Below are 17,053 nucleotides of genomic sequence, written 5' to 3' on the forward strand. Positions count from 1 at the left end.
CGCTTGTCGGCGGGGGCAAGGCTGGCTTACCCCTGGCAACGGGAGGTCGCAGCCGGTGCATGCCAGGCTGCGGCAACAAGCCGCTGGCCGGGGGCCGCGTGTCGCAAGGGGGCGGCGCCGGATCTGCGTGACACGGGGGCAGGAGCCACAGGAAGGCCGGGATAACCGGCCTGGTCCATGTTGCGCCCGCAAGCGCGCAGCACGGCACGGCCCAAGCAGGTGGAGCAATAGCCATGAGCCTCGAAATCACGTCCAAGGTTGCCGAGATCGACGCCCACATCATCGATGTGCTGCGGCACCGCGTGGGCAAGGATGAACGGGCCGCCAAGCCCCACGACTGGTACACCGCCACCTGCCTGGCGCTGCGCGACGTGATCATCGATCGCTGGATGGAATCCACCCGCAAGACCTATGACCAGGGCGGCAAGCGGGTTTACTATCTCAGCCTGGAATTCCTCATCGGCCGGCTGCTGCGCGACGCGCTGTCGAACCTGGGCCTGACGCGCGAAATGGAAAAGGCGCTGGCCAGCCATGGTTTTGACCTGGCCGCGCTGGAAGAGCTGGAACCCGATGCGGCGCTGGGCAACGGCGGCCTGGGCCGCCTGGCTGCCTGCTTCATGGAAAGCCTGGCGAGCCTGGACATTGCCGCCTACGGTTATGGCATCCGCTATGTGAACGGCATGTTCCGCCAGCGCATCGACGATGGCTGGCAGGTGGAACTGCCCGAAACCTGGCTGAGCCACGGCAACCCGTGGGAGTTCGATCGCCGCGAAAGCGCCTATATGATCGGCTTTGGCGGCGAGGTGATCGACAACGGCGACGGCGTGGAATGGCGCCCGCACGAAAAGGTCGAGGCAAGCGCCGTCGATACGCCGGTGGTGGGCTACAAGGGCAAGCGGGTGAACACCCTGCGCCTGTGGACGGCCAACCCGCTCGATCCCATCCGCCTGGATGCGTTCAACGCCGGTGACCACGCTGGCGCGCTGGCCGAGCAGGTGCGCGCCGATGCCCTGGTGCGCGTGCTCTATCCGGCCGACAGCACGCCGGCCGGCCAGGAACTGCGCCTGCGCCAGGAATACTTCTTCACCTCCGCCTCCATCCAGGACATCGTGCGCCGCCACGCGCAATACCATGGCGACGTGCGCACCCTGCCCGACAAGGCCGCGATCCAGCTCAACGACACGCACCCCAGCGTGGCCGTGGCCGAGCTGATGCGCATCCTGGTGGATATGTACGGGCTTGAGTTCAACGAGGCCTGGGAAGTGACCAAGCGCACGGTGGGCTATACCAACCACACCCTGCTGCCCGAAGCGCTGGAAAGCTGGCCGCTGCCGCTGTTCGAACGCCTGCTGCCGCGCCACATGCAGATCATCTATGCGATCAACAGCCGCGTGCTGCGCGAGGCGCGCAAGGCGGGACTGGACGACCGCGCGATCGCCGCGATCAGCCTGATCGACGAGGGCGGCGAGCGGCGCGTGCGCATGGCCAACCTGGCCTTCGTGGGCGCGCATTCGATCAACGGCGTGGCCGCGCTGCATACCGAGCTGATGAAGACCACGGTGTTTGCCGATCTTCACGCCCTTTATCCCACGCGCATCAACAACAAGACCAACGGCGTCACCCCGCGCCGCTGGTTGCAGCAGTGCAACCCGCGGCTGGTGGGCGTGATCAAGGACGCAATCGGCGATGCGTTCCTCGACGATGCCGAAAAGCTGTCCGATCTCAACGCGATGGCCGATGACGCGCAGCTTGGCGAACGCATTGCCGAGGTAAAGCGCGCCAACAAGGTGGCGCTGGCCGGGCACATCAAGCAGCTTACCGGCGTCAGGATCGATCCCGATGCCCTGTTCGACGTGCAGATCAAGCGCATCCACGAATACAAGCGCCAACTGCTCAACCTGATCGAAACAGTCGCGCTCTATGATCAAATTCGCAGCCACCCGGAACGCGACTGGACCCCGCGCGTAAAGATCTTTGGGGGCAAGGCGGCGTCGAGCTATCACAACGCCAAGCTGGTCATCAAACTGGCCAACGACATTGCCCGCCGCGTCAACTCCGATCCTTCGGTCGGGGGCCTGCTCAAGGTGGTGTTCGTGCCCAACTACAACGTGACCCTGGCCGAACGCATCATCCCTGCCGCCGATCTTTCGGAACAGATTTCCACGGCCGGGATGGAAGCATCGGGCACCGGCAACATGAAGTTCGCGCTTAACGGCGCGCTCACGATCGGCACGCTCGATGGCGCCAACATCGAGATCAAGGACCGCGTGGGCGATGACAACATCGTGATCTTCGGCAAGACCGCCGAGGAAGTGGCGGCGATCCGCGCCGATGGCTATAACCCGCGCGCCGTGATCGAGGGTAGCCGCGAGTTGCAGCAGGCGATCTCGGCCATTGCCAGCGGCGTGTTCTCGCCCGACGATCCGCACCGCTATGCCGGGCTGATGGGCGGGCTCTATGACAGCGACTGGTTTCTGGTCGCGGCCGATTTCGACGCCTATCACGCCGCGCAGCGCGGGGTCGACGCACGCTGGGCCAACCAGCCGGCGTGGCGCGCCAGCGCCATCCGCAACATTGCCAACGTGGGCTGGTTCTCGTCAGATCGCACGATCGGCGAATATGCCCGCGACATCTGGGGAGTGTGACATCCTGAGCCTGCACCCCCCGGCCGAGGCGATTACGGCGCTGCTTGACGGCACCCATGCCGATCCGTTTTCCCTGCTGGGGGTGCATCCCGGCCCGCAAGGTGCCTTTGCCCGCACCATTTTGCCTGGCGCCGAACGGGCAGAAGCGTTCGCCCTTAACGGCACGCCGCTGGGCGTTCTTAAACGTGTCGATCCGCGCGGCCTGTTCGAAGGGCCGGTGGCCGGGCCGCCGCAGCCAGTGCGCTATGCCTGTCAGGCCGGCCAACATAGCTGGCAGGTGACTGACCCCTATTCGTTCGGGCCGGTACTGGGCCCGGTCGATGATTTCCTGATCGGCCAGGGCACCCACCACCGCCTGTTCGACAAGTTGGGCGCCCACGTGATCGACCACGAAGGCGCGCGCGGCGTGCATTTTGCCGTCTGGGCGCCCAATGCCCGGCTGGTGAGCGTGGTGGGCGATTTCAACGATTGGGACGGCGCCCGCCACCCGATGCGCCGCCGCAGCGACACGGGGATCTGGGAACTGTTCCTGCCCGACATCGGCGGCGGGCGGCCCTACAAGTATCGCATCGTGGCAAGCGACGGCACGGTGCAGCCCTACAAGGCCGATCCCTATGCCCTGGCGGCAGAACTGCGACCGCACACAGCCTCGATCACACTCGACGCCCCGCCCCACGCCTGGGGCGATGCCGAACATCGCGCGTTCTGGGAGAAAGCCGATCCGCGCCGCCAGCCGATCTCGATCTATGAGGTCCATGCCGGATCGTGGCGCAAGCCCGGTGACGGGCGCGAATTCTATAGCTGGGACGAGCTGGCCGACCAGTTGATCCCCTATGCCGTCGACATGGGCTTTACCCATATCGAGTTCCTGCCGGTGTCAGAGCATCCCTATGACCCGAGCTGGGGCTATCAGACCACCGGGCTCTATGCCCCGTCGGCCCGGTTTGGCGAGCCGATGGGCTTTGCCCGCTTTGTCGATGGCGCCCACCGCGCCGGGCTGGGCGTGCTGATCGATTGGGTGCCGGCGCATTTTCCCACCGACGCGCATGGCCTGTCGCGGTTCGATGGCACCGCGCTCTATGAACATGAAGACCCGCGCCAGGGGTTCCACCCCGATTGGAACACCGCGATCTACAATTTTGGCCGGCGCGAGGTGCGCGATTTTCTGATCAACAATGCGCTGTTCTGGGCCGAACGCTATCATGTCGATGGGCTGCGCGTGGATGCTGTCGCCTCGATGCTGTACCGCGATTATTCGCGCAAGAGCGGCGAATGGATTCCCAATGCCCAGGGCGGGCGCGAGAACTGGGAAGCGGTGGATTTCCTGCGGGCGATGAACCAGGCGGTCTATGGCACCTGCCCCGGCGTGATGACCATGGCCGAGGAATCGACCAGTTGGCCCGGCGTCACCCAGCCCGCGCTGGACGAAGGCGAGCGGCCCAGCAGCCTGGGCTTCGGCTTCAAGTGGAACATGGGCTTCATGAACGATACCCTGCGCTATATGGCGCGCGACCCGGTGCACCGCCGCTATCACCACAACGAGATCACCTTCGGCCTGGTCTATGCCTTTACCGAAAACTTCGTGCTGCCGATCAGCCATGACGAAGTGGTGCACGGCAAGGGCAGCATGCTGGGCAAGATGGCCGGCGATGACTGGCACAAGTTTGCCAACCTGCGCGCCTATTACGGGATGATGTGGGGCTATCCCGGCAAGAAGCTGTTGTTCATGGGCCAGGAATTTGCCCAGCGCCGCGAATGGAGCGAGGCGCGCGCGCTCGATTGGGACATGCTCGACCATGCTCCCCACGCCGGCATGCAGGCCTGGGTGCGCGATCTGAACCGCGCCTATGCCGCCCTCCCCGCGCTGCACGCACGCGATTGCGAGGGCGAAGGGTTTGAATGGCTGGTGGTGGACGATGCGCTGGCCAGCGTGTTTGCCTGGGTGCGCCGCGCGCCCGGCCATGCCCCAGTGGTGTTGGTGTGCAACATGACGCCCGCCTTGCACGACCATTATCGCCTGCCCCTGCCGCACGACGGGGAATGGCGCGAAGTGCTCAACTCTGACGCAGCGCACTATGGCGGCAGCGGCCAGGGCAATGCCGGAAAGATCGTGGCGGAAGACGGGGCGGCGTTTGTCATCCTGCCGCCGCTTTCAACGATGATGTTTGAATGTCAGATCAAGGCCGAATGAACGGCCAGGAGGAACGGATGCGCAAAACCTATGGGCAACCCCTGGCTCGCGATGCCATGGCCTATGTCCTGGCTGGCGGACGCGGCAGCCGGTTGAAGGAACTGACCGACAACCGCGCCAAGCCGGCCGTCTATTTCGGCGGGGTAAGCCGGATCATCGACTTTGCCCTGTCGAACGCGATCAATTCGGGCATTCGCCGCATCGGCGTGGCGACGCAATACAAGGCGCACTCGCTGATCCGGCACATGAACCGCGCGTGGAACTTCATGCGCCCGGAACGCAACGAAAGCTTTGACATCCTGCCCGCCTCGCAGCGCATTTCCGAGCTGCTGTGGTATGAAGGCACGGCCGACGCGGTCTATCAGAACATCGACATCATCCAGGCCCATGCGCCCAAGCACATGGTGATCCTGGCGGGCGACCACATCTACAAGATGGACTACGAATTGATGCTGCAGCAGCACGTCAATTCGGGGGCCGATGTGACCGTGGGCTGCCTGGTGGTGCCCAAGGCCGAGGCGACCGGCTTTGGCGTGATGGGCGTGGACGAAGACAGCGTGATCACCAGCTTTGTCGAAAAGCCGGCCAATCCGCCGACCATCCCGGGCGACCCGGACCATGCCCTGGCATCGATGGGTATCTATGTGTTCGAAACCGAATTCCTGTTCGACCAGTTGCGCCGCGATGCGGCAACGCCGGGATCGAACCGCGATTTCGGCGGCGATATCATCCCCTACATCGTCAAGCACGGCAAGGCGGTGGCCCACCGCTTCAGCAACAGCTGCATCCGCGCGGCCGACGAGATCGAGGAATACTGGCGCGACGTGGGCACGCTCGACGCCTATTTCGAGGCCAACCTCGACCTGACCGACACGGTACCCAAGCTCAACATGTACGATCGCGAGTGGCCGATCTGGACCGACCAGATCATCGCTGCCCCGGCCAAGTTCGTGCACGACGAGGAAGGCCGGCGCGGCATGGCGATTTCCTCGCTGATCAGCCAGGATTGCATCGTTTCGGGCGCGTTGGCCAAGCGCAGCCTGCTGTTCACCGGGGTCAAGATGGGGTCATTCTCCAGCGTGGAGGAAGGCGTGATTCTGCCCTATTGCAACATCGGCCGCGGTGCCAAGCTTAGCCGGGTGATCCTGGATTCGGGCGTGCGCATTCCCGAAGGGCTGGTGGTGGGCGAAGATCCCGAACTGGACGCGCGGCGGTTTCGCCGCACCGACAACGGTGTCTGCCTGATCACCAAGGCGATGATCGACAAGCTGGTTTAGCGCCAACCACCGTAACACAACCTGTCGTCGCCCCGGACTTGATCCGGGGCCCCGCTTCTTTCCGCTTGTTCCGCCAAAGGCCGCAAGCTGGACCCCGGACCAAGTTCGGGGTGACGAAGGAGAGGAACAAAGATGGCTTGAGACCGGCTGGCTGGCCGGGGAGACTGGAATGACCTTGCGCGTTCTTTCCATCGCATCCGAAGCGGTGCCACTGATCAAGACCGGGGGGCTGGCCGATGTGGCCGGCGCCCTGCCCGATGCGGTGGCGCCGCATGGCGTGGCGATGACCACGATCCTGCCGGGCTATCCCGCCGTGACCAAGGCGCTGGGCAAGGCCAAAGCGATCCACCAGTGGGACAGCCTGCTGGGCGAGCCGGCCCGGCTGCTGGCGGGCAAGCTGGGCAGCCATCCGCTGCTGGTGGTCGACAGTCCCAACCTGTTTGCCCGCGACGGCGGCCCCTATGCCGATCTCGCCGGGCGCGACTGGGGTGACAATTGGCGCCGCTTTGCCGCGTTTGGCCGCGCGGCCGCCGATGTCGCCGGCGGCGCGGTGAAGGGCTTGGGCTTCGATCTGGCCCATGCCCACGATTGGCAGGCGGCGATGGCGCCAGCCTATATGCGCTTTGCCCCCGCCGGCACGGCGATCCCCTCGGTCATGACCATCCACAACATGGCGTTCCAGGGCTATTACGGCGCCGATATCTTTGCCCTGCTGGGGCTGCCATCGTGGGCCTGGGCGATCGACGGGGTGGAATACCACGGCGGCGTGGGCTTTTTGAAAGCCGGGCTGGAAAGCGCCAGCGCGATCACCACGGTCAGCCCGACCTATGCCCGCGAAATCCGCGATCCTGCCTTTGGCATGGGGCTGGAAGGCCTGATCGCTACCAAGGGCGATCGTGTGCACGGCATCGTCAACGGCATCGATCCGGCGGTGTGGAACCCTGAAACCGACCAGCACCTGCTGCAGACCTATTCCTGGCGCTCGCTCGCCCGGCGTGCCGCCAACAAGCGCGCGCTGGAGCGGGAGTTTCATCTGGAACAGGGCGATGGGCCGCTATTCGTGTGCGTCACCCGGCTGACCTGGCAGAAGGGCATCGACGTGCTGCTGGAAGTGATCGACCATCTGGTTGGCCTGGGCGGACGGCTGGCGCTGCTCGGCGCGGGCGACCCCGCGATGGAGGCCGGCCTGCATGCTGCCGCTGCGCGCCATCCCGGGCGGGTCGCCTTGCGCATCGGCTATGACGAGGCGCTGTCGCACCGCATGCAGGGCGGCGGCGACGCGATCCTGGTGCCCAGCCGGTTCGAACCTTGCGGCCTCACGCAGCTCTATGGCCTGGCCTATGGCTGCGTGCCGGTGGTGGCGCATACCGGGGGCCTGGCCGATACCGTGGTGGATGCCAACCTGGCGGCGATCAACGGCCAGGCGGCCACCGGGGTGACGTTCCACGGTGTCACCTATCCTTCTTTCGCAGATGCGATAACGCGCACGATTGCCCTTTATGGGCAGCGTGATGTCTGGACGCAGATGCAGCGAACAGGCATGAAGACGGACTTTTCATGGAAGCGCAGCGGGCAGGCCTATGCCGCGCTCTATCGCCAACTTGCGGGGGCAGAATGACGATCACCACCCACCAGACCACGCCCTATGCCGGGCAGAAGCCAGGCACCTCGGGCCTGCGCAAGAAAGTGCGCGTGTTCGCCCAGCCAGGCTATGCCGAAAACTTCATCCAGGCGGTATTCGACGTGGTGGAGCGCGCGCCCGGCAGCACCTTGGTGATCGGTGGCGACGGGCGCTACCACAACCGCACGGTGATCCAGCAGGCGATCCGCATGGCGGCGGCCAATGGCTATGGCCAGGTGCTGGTCGGCCAGGGCGGCATCCTGTCCACCCCGGCGGCAAGCAACGTGATCCGTCGCTATCAGGCGAGCGGCGGCCTGATCCTTTCGGCCAGCCACAACCCCGGCGGGCCGGACGAGGATTTCGGCATCAAGTACAACATAGCCAATGGCGGACCGGCGCCCGAAGGCGTGACCGAGGCGATCTATGCCCGCACGCAGACGATCGACCGCTGGCTGGCGGTGGATGCCGCTGACATCGACCTTGATACCTGCGGCAGCGTGGACGTGGGCGGGTGCCAGGTTTCAGTGATCGATCCGGTGGCAGACTATGCCGACCTGATGGAAACGCTGTTCGATTTTGCCGCGATCCGCGCTGCCGTGGCCGATGGCCTGACCATGGCGTTCGATGCCATGCATGCCGTGACCGGCCCCTATGCCACGGAAATCCTGGAAAAGCGGCTGGGCTTTGCGCCCGGCACGGTGCGCCACGGCGTGCCGCTGGAGGATTTCGGCGGGCATCACCCTGATCCCAACATGGTCCATGCCAAGGGGCTGTTCGATACCATGTTCGGCCCCGATGCGCCCGATTTCGGCGCGGCATCGGATGGCGATGGCGATCGCAACCTGATCGTCGGCAAGGGCCGTTTCATCACCCCGTCCGACAGCCTGGCCATGCTGGCCGCCAATGCCCACCTCGCGCCTGGCTATGCCCGGGGCCTGGCCGGGATCGCCCGCTCGATGCCGACCAGCGCGGCGGCCGATCGCGTGGCCGAGGCGCTGGGCATCCCCTATTACGAGACGCCTACCGGCTGGAAGTTCTTCGGCAACCTACTCGACGCGGGCATGGCGACGATCTGCGGCGAGGAAAGCGCCGGCACCGGATCGGACCATGTGCGCGAGAAGGACGGCCTGTGGGCCGTGCTGCTGTGGCTCAATATCCTCGCCGTGCGCAAGATCAGCGTGGACGAACTGGCGCGCGAACACTGGGCAAAGTTTGGCCGCAACTATTACGCGCGGCACGATTATGAAGGGCTGCCCACCGAGCAGGCCGATGCCCTGATGGCCGCGCTGAACGGCAAGCTCGCCAGCCTGCCGGGGCAGAGCTTTGGCCCGCTGACTGTCGCCACGGCAGACAGCTTTTCCTATCTCGATCCCGTCGATGGCAGCACCAGCGCCAACCAGGGCCTGCGCGTGCTGTTCGAAGGCGGATCGCGCATCGTCTTCCGCCTGTCTGGCACCGGCACCGAAGGGGCAACGCTGCGCGTCTATCTCGAACGCTATGAGCCGGCAGACGGCTATCTCGACCGTGACACCGGCGAGATGCTGGCCGACCTGATTGCCGCGGCCGATGCCGTGGCCGGCATCGTGGCCCACACCGGCCGCACCGCACCCGACGTGATCACCTGATCGTGGCCCATGGCGCGCATACCGGCCCCGGTGGCACCACCTGGCAGGTACGCGCGCCGCTGGCCGATGCGGTGTGGCTGTGCCTGTTTGATGCACGCGACGCCGAAACGCGCCACGCCATGGTGCGCGAGGGCGACGATTGGGCGCTGCCCCTGCCGGGCGACCACGCCGGCGCGCGCTATGGCTATCGCGCGGATGGGGCGTGGGCGCCTGAACGCGGGCTGTGGTTCGATCCGGCCAAGCTGCTGGTCGATCCCCATGCCGTCGAACTGGACCAGCGCTTTGTCTATGATCCTGCGCTTTCCGCGCTGGGTATTGATACGGCTGCACTGGTGCCCAAGGCCATCGTGCCGGGCGATCTGCCTACCGTGCCCCCTGCCCCGCCGCTGTTTGCGCCGGGCGGGCTGGTTTATGAACTGAACGTGCGCGCCTTTACCATGCTGCATCCCGAAGTGCCCCAGCATCTGCGCGGCACAGTGGCAGCGCTGGCCCATCCCGCCGTGCTGGCGCATCTGACCAAGCTGGGCGTCAATGCAGTGGAACTGATGCCGATCGTGGCATGGATCGGCGAGCGCCATCTGCCCCCGCTCGGCTTGCGCAATGCCTGGGGTTATAATCCGGTGGCGTTCATGGCGCTCGATCCGGGGCTGTGCCCGGGCGGGATCGCCGAACTGCGCCAGACCGTCGCCGCCCTGCGCGGGGCGGGGATCGGCACGATCCTTGACCTGGTGTTCAACCACACCGGCGAAAGCGATGTGGCCGGGCCGATCGTCAGCCTGCGCGGGCTGGACAACGCCGCCTATGGCCATGCTACGGATGGTAGCCTGATCAACGACACTGGCTGTGGCAACACGCTCGATTTCGCGCAGCCTCACGTCCGCCAGTTGACGATCGATGCGCTGCGCCATTTCGTGGCCCATGCCGGGGTCGATGGCTTCCGCTTCGATCTGGCGCCGGTTATGGCGCGCGGGCCAGGCTTTGCCGCCGATGCCCCGATCTTTGCCGAGATCGCGGCCGATCCGCTGTTGGCAGACCGCGTGTTGATTGCCGAACCGTGGGATATTGGGCCGGGCGGCTATCAACTCGGCCAGTTTCCGGCCAACTGGCTGGAATGGAACGACCGCTTTCGCGATGACATGCGACGGTTCTGGCGCGGCGATGGAGCATTGGGCGCACTCGCCACGCGCCTGGCCGGCTCGGCCGACATATTCGGGCCGTGTGACAGCTCACCGTGCCGCAGCGTCAATTTCCTGGCGGCGCACGATGGCTTTACCCTGGCCGATTGCGTGGCCTTTGCCCACAAGCACAACGAGGCCAATGGCGAAGACAACCGCGACGGGCACGACGAGAACTATTCATGGAACAACGGCGCCGAAGGACCGAGCGACGATCCTGCCGTGCTGGCGCGACGCCAGGCAGCCCAGCGCGCGCTGCTGGGCACGCTGTTTGCGTCAACCGGCACGATCATGCTGACCGCCGGTGACGAGTTTGGCCGCAGCCAGCAGGGCAACAACAATGCCTATTCGCAGGACAATCCGCTGTCATGGATCGACTGGCAGGCACGCGATCGGGATCTTGAGGATTTCGTGGCGCGGCTTTCTGCCGCTCGAACGGGTGACCTGGCGCGTTTTCCCGAGAATGGCCAATGGCTGGCGCTCGACGGCGCCGCGATGGACGGCGGGCGATGGGAAGATCCGGCGACGCCAGGGGTGCAATGGCGTGCGCCCGATCATGCGCGGCCCGGTTTTCGGGTGAGCCGGAACGATGGGGTAGCGCTGGGCTGAGGGGCCCTTCGACAAGCTCAGGGCGAACGGATCATAGAAATTTGTCCTCCCCATCCTCTTTAGAGGAGGGGGTCGGGGGGTGGTGGACACCTTGCACAAGGCTTCGCACCACCCCCAACCCCTCCTCTGAAGAGGAGGGGAGATTCAACGCCTTGTCACGCCCCCAGGCGGCGCAGGGCCGGATCGACGAAGCGGCGCGGCGTGGGCACATAAGTGGCCTGACCGTCATCGAGCGACAGCGCGCGGGGCAGCAGCCGGTTGAGCAGCAGGCGGCCGAACGCCCACTCACCCAGGCCCGATTGCGCATTGATGTGCCCGGCAGCACCGGCATCGGCAAAGCGCGCGCCCCAGCGTTGGGCCAGGCGGCGCGTGGCCCCGGGCGTGGCATAGCGATCATCGCGGCTGCCCACCACGATCGCCGGGAACGGCAGTTCGGTTTCGGGCACCGGGGCAAAGCGCGTCAGGCGGCGGTCTTTCACCCCGTCTTCCACATCGGGCGGCGCCACCAGCAGGGCGCCGATCACCGGCATATGGCGTGGGCCATTGGCCAGGCGTTCATATTCCGCCCACCAGGCCACCGCCAGGCAGCCCAGGCTATGCGCCACCAGCACGACGGGGCGCCCGGCCCCTTCGTTGGCACGCTGGATCGCCAGGGCCAGCTTGTTGACCCAGGTGTTGCGATGCGGATCGTTCCACAGCCCGAGGTCAACCCGGTGGCAATCGGGAAGTGTCTGTTCCCAAATGGTTTGCCAGTGGTCAGGGCCGGAATTGTCCAGCCCCGGCACGGTCAGGATGATCGGATCGGCAGTGCGGCTAAAGGCATGTTCATGGGCCATACAAGTTCTCCCACCAAGGAAGCGGCCGGTCGACTCGGTTTACGTCCCGACATGAACAAGAGATAACTCAATCTTCGAGATAGACAATCATCTGGCGATGAAGCGACAGCGGTTTGCGCCCGGTGGCAAATGGCGGGAAGCCGGTTGCATTTTCCCGCCGTTTGCGACAGGCCCATGGGCCGGTGCAAGGGGGGCCTTGGCGCCGCCACGAAAGGGATCACGAGCGTTTCCGGCATGACAGCACCAGCGATTCCCGATGCGCCGCGCAAGCGCCTGCTGGCCTCGATCCACGATGTCAGCCCGCGTTTCGAAGCGCAGGTCGATGCCCTGGCAGAGCGCCTGTCCGGCCATCTCGGCATGGGCAAGTTTGCCATGCTGGTGATCCCGGATCACTGGCGCGGTGCGCCGCTGGCGGGCAATGCCGCGTTCCAGGCGCGGCTGCGGCAATGGGCTGACATGGGCATCGAGATGTTCCTGCACGGCTGGTGCCACAAGGACGAAACCCCCGCGGAGCAAGGCCTGGCCGGCTTCAAGGGCAAGCACATGACCGCCGGCGAGGGCGAATTCCTCAACCTGCCCCATGCCGAGGCGCTGGCCCGCATGGCGCAGGGCAAGGCGCTGGTCGAAGATATCCTGGGGCGCCCGGTCACCGGCTTCATCGCCCCGGCCTGGCTCTATGGCCCCGGCGCGCACCAGGCCATGGCCGACCTGGGCTTTGCCCTGGCCGAAGACCACATGAAAGTGTGGCGCCCGCAAAGCGGCGAAGTGCTGGCCAAGGGGCCGGTGATCACCTGGGCCAGCCGCAGCAAGGCGCGCATCCGCTCTTCGCTGTGGTTTTCCGCCCTGGCGCGCCAGGCGCTGCCGCTGACGCGGACGGTGCGCGTGGCGGTGCATCCCGGCGATACCACGGTGCCTGCCCTGCTGCGCTCGATCGATGCCACGCTGGCACGCTTTGCCAAGAGCCACGTGCCGGCGCGCTATGCCAGCCTGAGCGGCCCGACGAGCCTGTTTTGACCGCGACCACGCATCGACCTTTGCGCGTTCTGACCTTCCTGCACAGCTTCGAGCCGGGCGGGGTGGAGCGCGTGGCGCTGCGCCTGCACCGCGCCTGGCTGGCGCAGGGCGTCGATGCGCGCCTGGTGCTGGGCCGCGTGGCTGGCGCCATGCGCGCCGAGTGGCCGGGGCTGGAGGCCGATGTGTTCGATAGCCATGGCGTGCCCACCGCAGCGTGGGAAACGCTGTGGATGATGCTGCGCCTGCCGGGCGCGATCCGCCGCCACCGCCCCGACGTGCTGTTTTGCGCGGGCAATTCCTATACCGTGGTGGCCGTGACCATGCGGCTGCTGCTGGGCAAGCGCTGCCCGCCGATCCTGGCCAAGATCAGCAACGATCTGGCGCGGGCCGATCTGCCCGCCCCGGCGCGGCCGTTCTATCGCCTGTGGCTCAAGATCCAGGGCCGCATGCTCGATCGGCTGGTGGGCATGGCCGCGCCGATGCGGGCCGAACTGGAAACGCTGATGCGCGTGCCGCCCGAACGCGTCGCGATCATCGATGACCCCGCGCTGGACGAGGCGCAGATCGCCCACCTCGAAGCCCTGCCCCGCCCGCCGCGCGATGCGGCCGGCGGGCGCCGCTTCCTGGCGATCGGCCGGCTGGCAGCGCAAAAGAACTTTCCGCTGCTGCTGCGCGCCTTTGCCCGGATTGCGCGGGGCGATGACCGGTTGACCATCCTGGGCGAAGGATCGGCACGCAAGAGCCTGGAAGCCCTCGCGCGCAGCCTGGGCATTGCCGATCGGGTCGATCTGCCCGGCCATGTCAATCCGGTGTCCGCCGCGCTGCTTGGCGCCGATGCGCTGGTCATGTCATCCGATTATGAAGGTGTGCCCGCCGTGGTGCCCGAGGCGCTGGCCGCCGGGCTGCCGGTGGTCGCCACGACATGCAGCGTGAGCATGGGCGATCTGCTCGGCCAGGGCCGCTTTGGCCTGCTCGTGCCGGTGCGCGACGCGCCGGCGCTGGCCGCGGCGATGGATCGCATCACCAGCCTGCCGTTCGATTCGGCCGCCGCCCGCGCCCAGGCGCGCCGTTTTACTGTGGAAATTGCCGCCCAAAGCTATGTCGTTGAAATGCAGCGACTGGCCCATGGCTGATCACCCGCTGCCCGGCACGGGCGAACCCGTCGCGCACGCCAACCCGCAGAAAGCGGATAGCGCGGCGACCATGTTCGCTGTAACGCCGCGCCCGGGCCTGAACGAGAAACGATGACGACACCCGCGATTCCCGAGACCGCTCCTCAAGCCAGCGGCCTGCGCAAATGGAGCGCCTATCTGGGCCCCGCCGTTTCGGTGGCGATCCTGTGCGCCGTGCTGTGGCAGCTGCGCCAGCTCAACTGGCTGATGGTCGTATCGATCATCCCGCGCTCCCCGCTGATCTGGCTGGTGCTGGCCGCCAGCTATTTCGCCGGGCCGGTGGCCGACTGGGTGATCTTCCGCAAGCTGTGGGGCATCCCGTTTTCGGGCCTGGCGCCCCTGCTCAAGAAGCTGGTCGGCAACGAACTGCTGCTGGGCTATGTCGGGGAAGTCTATTTCTACGACTGGGCGCGCCGCCATGTGAAGATGGAGGGCTCGCCCTTTGGCGCGGTGAAGGACGTGGCGATCCTTTCGGCGCTGGCCGGCAACATCATCACGATCCTGATGATGGGCATTACCTGGTATGTCAGCGGGCGGGTCGATTTCGGCCAGAACACCTGGCTGATCGTTTCGGCCATCGCCTTTGCCCTGGCGACGTCACTGGTCATCACGTTCCTGCGCAAGGGCATTTTCAGCCTTTCGGGCCGCGCGCTGTGGTTCGTCTTCATGGTCCACTGCCTGCGCATCGCCGCCGGCATGGGCTTTACCGCCTTGTCCTGGCACCTGATCCTGCCCGAGGTGTCGATCGGCACCTGGATCCTCTTTTCCACGATCCGCCTGCTGGTGGCACGCCTCCCCTTCATCCCCAACAAGGATATCGCGTTTGCCGGCATCACGCCGCTGATCGTGGGCAAGGGAGTTCAGACTGATGTCATGATCGCGATGATATCGATGCTGATCGTTGCCACACACGTGATCCTGTTCATCGGTCTGATGCTGCTGGATCTCGTGCAGAAGGAGAAGAACGCGTGAAGAAGCTGGCCCTGCTGGCACCTGTCGCAGTCATTCCCGCCGCCCTGCTGCTGGGGGGCGCCGGCCCGCTGCCGCCGTCCACCCCCGATCTCGGCAAGGCCGAAGGGCAGTGCCGCCCCGGCGAGCATGGCCCCTCGTTCATGGTCGATATCCTGGGCCTCAAGGACCACACCGGCAAGCTCAAGCTGGAAGTCTATCCGGCCAACGACAGCGATTTCCTGGCCGACGACAACGTGCTGGTCGGCGCGGGCAAGACGTTTCGCCGCGTGGAGGTGAACACCCCGGCCGAACCCACGCCACGCCTGTGCGTGCGCCTGCCCGGCCCTGGCCAATACACCGTTTCGGTGCTGCATGACCGCGACGGCAACCGCAAGTTCAACTGGCAGCGCGATGGTATCGGCTTTTCCGGCAACCCCCGCCTGGGCTGGTCCAAGCCAAAGGCTGCCAGCGCCACCGTTTCGGCTGGAAACGGGCCGACCACGTTGCGGATCGTGATGAACTACCGTAACGGTCTGATGTCGGTGGGACCACTCAAGGGCGCGTGATGAAGCTTGTCGATGTTAGCGCATTCTACGCCCCCAAGGGCGGCGGGGTGCGCACCTATGTCGATCGCAAGCTCAAGGCAGCGGCGGCGCTGGGGCATGACATTACCGTCATCGCCCCCGGCCAGCGCGACCATGTCGAGGAGCGCGGCCCCAATGGCCGCATCCGCTGGCTGAAGAGCCAGCTGTTCCCGCTCGATTTCAACTATCGCTGGTTTTCCGACATCCCCGCGCTCTATGCCGCGCTGGACGAGGAAAAGCCCGATTTCGTCGAAGCATCGTCGCCCTGGCGCAGCGCCAGCGTGATTGCCGATTGGCCCGGCCACGCGCCGCGTGCGCTGATCATGCATGCCGATCCGCTCTCGGCCTATGCCTATCGCTGGTTCGATCCGGTGGCTACGCGGCCCACGATCGACAAGGCTTTCGAGCGCTATTGGCGGCACCTGCGCCGCCTTGACGAGCGCTATGACATGATCGTCAGCGCCAGCGCCAGCCTGTCTGACCGGCTCACTGCCGGTGGCCTGGCGCGGGTGGTGACCAACCCGATGGGCGTCGATCCCGGCATTTTCTCGCCGGAATTCCGCGATCTGGCGCTGCGCAAGGGCATGCTCGAGCTGTGCGAACTGCCAGAGGACGCCACGCTGCTGCTGGGCGTCGGGCGCTTTGCCCCGGAAAAGCGCTGGCCCATGCTGGTTGACGCCGTCACCGCCGCGGGAAACCGCCGCCCCGTGGGCATGGTGCTGGCCGGCCAGGGACGCGAGCGCAAGGCGATCGAGCGGCGCATTGGCGGCAACCCGCATATCCGCGTGCTGGCCCCGATCACCAAGCGCCACGAACTGGCCCGCGTGATGGCCAGCACCGATGCCCTGCTGCATGGCTGCGAGGCCGAGACATTCTGCATGGTCGCCGCCGAAGCCCGGGCCAGCGGCCTGCCGCTGATCGCGCCCGACCAGGGTGGCGCCAGCGACCAGGCGCGCGCGTCGAACGGGTGGATCTATGAATCCGCCAACGCCGCTGCCGCGACCGAAGCCGTGGCGCAATATGCGCTTGCGCGCGAAAGCGGGCTGGATGGCCCCCGCGCCGACCTGCCGCCGCCGCGCACGATGGACGATCATTTCCGCGAGTTGTTCGCCAGCTATGAAGCGGTGCTGGCAGGCGCGCGCCAGGCGGCTTGATCTGGCGCTTGCGCTTGGTTTGCGCAAGGTTTCCACCACCCCCAACCCCCTCCTCTGAAGAGGAGGGGGCTTTTGTTTTGGCGCTTTAACTCCCCCTCCTCTTCAGAGGAGGGGGTCGGGGGGTGGTGGAAACCTTGCACCGTAACGAAAAGGGGCGGCAGGTTTCCCCGCCGCCCCTTTGTTTCGTGCGCTGGCGCGA

Annotated in this window: 12 protein-coding genes; 11 read left to right on the forward strand and 1 reads right to left on the reverse strand. The window is 66.1% G+C overall.

The features are described from left to right. The first annotated feature begins 233 nt into the window (after positions 1 to 233). From ABIC78_RS10585 to glgX, 6 genes are all read left to right on the forward strand, one after another. Positions 234 to 2,645, forward strand: coding sequence for a glycogen/starch/alpha-glucan phosphorylase (locus ABIC78_RS10585; RefSeq protein WP_354489551.1), 2,412 nt, complete (start codon positions 234 to 236; stop codon positions 2,643 to 2,645). A gap of 10 nt (positions 2,646 to 2,655) precedes the next feature. After that, positions 2,656 to 4,836, forward strand: coding sequence for a 1,4-alpha-glucan branching protein GlgB (glgB, locus tag ABIC78_RS10590; protein ID WP_354489803.1), 2,181 nt, complete (start codon positions 2,656 to 2,658; stop codon positions 4,834 to 4,836). A 17-nt stretch (positions 4,837 to 4,853) separates the two neighbouring features. Continuing rightward, positions 4,854 to 6,113, forward strand: coding sequence for a glucose-1-phosphate adenylyltransferase (gene glgC, locus ABIC78_RS10595; RefSeq protein ID WP_084390706.1), 1,260 nt, complete (start codon positions 4,854 to 4,856; stop codon positions 6,111 to 6,113). 169 nt (positions 6,114 to 6,282) lie between these two features. Next, positions 6,283 to 7,731 carry a glycogen synthase GlgA gene (gene glgA / locus ABIC78_RS10600; RefSeq protein WP_354489553.1) on the forward strand — a complete coding sequence of 483 codons (1,449 nt, stop codon included), beginning with the start codon at positions 6,283 to 6,285 and terminating at the stop codon, positions 7,729 to 7,731. Continuing rightward, positions 7,728 to 9,359 carry an alpha-D-glucose phosphate-specific phosphoglucomutase gene (locus tag ABIC78_RS10605; RefSeq protein ID WP_354489555.1) on the forward strand — a complete coding sequence of 544 codons (1,632 nt, stop codon included), beginning with the start codon at positions 7,728 to 7,730 and terminating at the stop codon, positions 9,357 to 9,359. Before glgA ends, ABIC78_RS10605 begins: the two co-directional genes overlap by 4 nt. Continuing rightward, positions 9,359 to 11,143: a glycogen debranching protein GlgX gene (gene glgX, locus ABIC78_RS10610; RefSeq protein WP_354489805.1), complete on the forward strand. Its 1,785-nt coding sequence runs from the start codon at positions 9,359 to 9,361 to the stop codon at positions 11,141 to 11,143. Before ABIC78_RS10605 ends, glgX begins: the two co-directional genes overlap by 1 nt. Before the next feature lie 155 nt (positions 11,144 to 11,298). On the opposite strand, the gene ABIC78_RS10615 is transcribed toward glgX, so the two are convergent. Next, on the reverse strand, positions 11,299 to 11,979 hold the full coding sequence (locus ABIC78_RS10615) for an RBBP9/YdeN family alpha/beta hydrolase (RefSeq protein WP_354489557.1): 681 nt from the start codon (positions 11,977 to 11,979) through the stop codon (positions 11,299 to 11,301). Positions 11,980 to 12,213: 234 nt separating this feature from the next. Here ABIC78_RS10615 and ABIC78_RS10620 point away from each other — a divergent pair, with 234 nt between their 5' ends. The 5 genes from ABIC78_RS10620 to ABIC78_RS10640 all read left to right on the forward strand — a co-directional run bounded on the left by ABIC78_RS10620 (position 12,214) and on the right by ABIC78_RS10640 (position 16,854). Continuing rightward, positions 12,214 to 12,993: a DUF2334 domain-containing protein gene (locus ABIC78_RS10620; RefSeq protein ID WP_354489559.1), complete on the forward strand. Its 780-nt coding sequence runs from the start codon at positions 12,214 to 12,216 to the stop codon at positions 12,991 to 12,993. Positions 12,994 to 13,013: 20 nt separating this feature from the next. Then, a complete protein-coding gene (locus tag ABIC78_RS10625; protein ID WP_354489561.1) occupies positions 13,014 to 14,126 on the forward strand; it encodes a glycosyltransferase in 1,113 nt (370 codons plus the stop codon). Between the two features lie 111 nt (positions 14,127 to 14,237). Continuing rightward, on the forward strand, positions 14,238 to 15,137 hold the full coding sequence (locus tag ABIC78_RS10630; protein WP_062781859.1) for a hypothetical protein: 900 nt from the start codon (positions 14,238 to 14,240) through the stop codon (positions 15,135 to 15,137). After that, positions 15,134 to 15,682 (forward strand): DUF2141 domain-containing protein, encoded by a 549-nt coding sequence (locus ABIC78_RS10635; RefSeq protein ID WP_022677370.1) that lies wholly within the window; start codon positions 15,134 to 15,136, stop codon positions 15,680 to 15,682. Before ABIC78_RS10630 ends, ABIC78_RS10635 begins: the two co-directional genes overlap by 4 nt. After that, complete coding sequence (locus ABIC78_RS10640; protein WP_168351367.1) at positions 15,682 to 16,854, forward strand: glycosyltransferase; 1,173 nt, start codon at positions 15,682 to 15,684, stop codon at positions 16,852 to 16,854. The genes ABIC78_RS10635 and ABIC78_RS10640 overlap by 1 nt, the downstream gene beginning before the upstream one ends. Positions 16,855 to 17,053: the final 199 nt, after the last annotated feature.

Origin of the sequence: Novosphingobium sp. 1529 (assembly GCF_040544855.1) — a bacterium.
GTDB lineage: Bacteria > Pseudomonadota > Alphaproteobacteria > Sphingomonadales > Sphingomonadaceae > Novosphingobium > Novosphingobium capsulatum.

Bases quoted from the DNA above. Each gene is read 5' to 3' on its own strand.
- ABIC78_RS10585 (WP_354489551.1), top strand. From the start codon at position 234: ATGAGCCTCGAAATCACGTCCAAGGTTGCCGAGATCGACGCCCACATC.
- glgC (WP_084390706.1), top strand. From the start codon at position 4,854: ATGCGCAAAACCTATGGGCAACCCCTGGCTCGCGATGCCATGGCCTAT.
- glgA (WP_354489553.1), top strand. From the start codon at position 6,283: ATGACCTTGCGCGTTCTTTCCATCGCATCCGAAGCGGTGCCACTGATC.
- ABIC78_RS10605 (WP_354489555.1), top strand. From the start codon at position 7,728: ATGACGATCACCACCCACCAGACCACGCCCTATGCCGGGCAGAAGCCA.
- ABIC78_RS10615 (WP_354489557.1), bottom strand. From the start codon at position 11,979: ATGGCCCATGAACATGCCTTTAGCCGCACTGCCGATCCGATCATCCTG.
- ABIC78_RS10620 (WP_354489559.1), top strand. From the start codon at position 12,214: ATGACAGCACCAGCGATTCCCGATGCGCCGCGCAAGCGCCTGCTGGCC.
- ABIC78_RS10630 (WP_062781859.1), top strand. From the start codon at position 14,238: ATGACGACACCCGCGATTCCCGAGACCGCTCCTCAAGCCAGCGGCCTG.
- ABIC78_RS10640 (WP_168351367.1), top strand. From the start codon at position 15,682: ATGAAGCTTGTCGATGTTAGCGCATTCTACGCCCCCAAGGGCGGCGGG.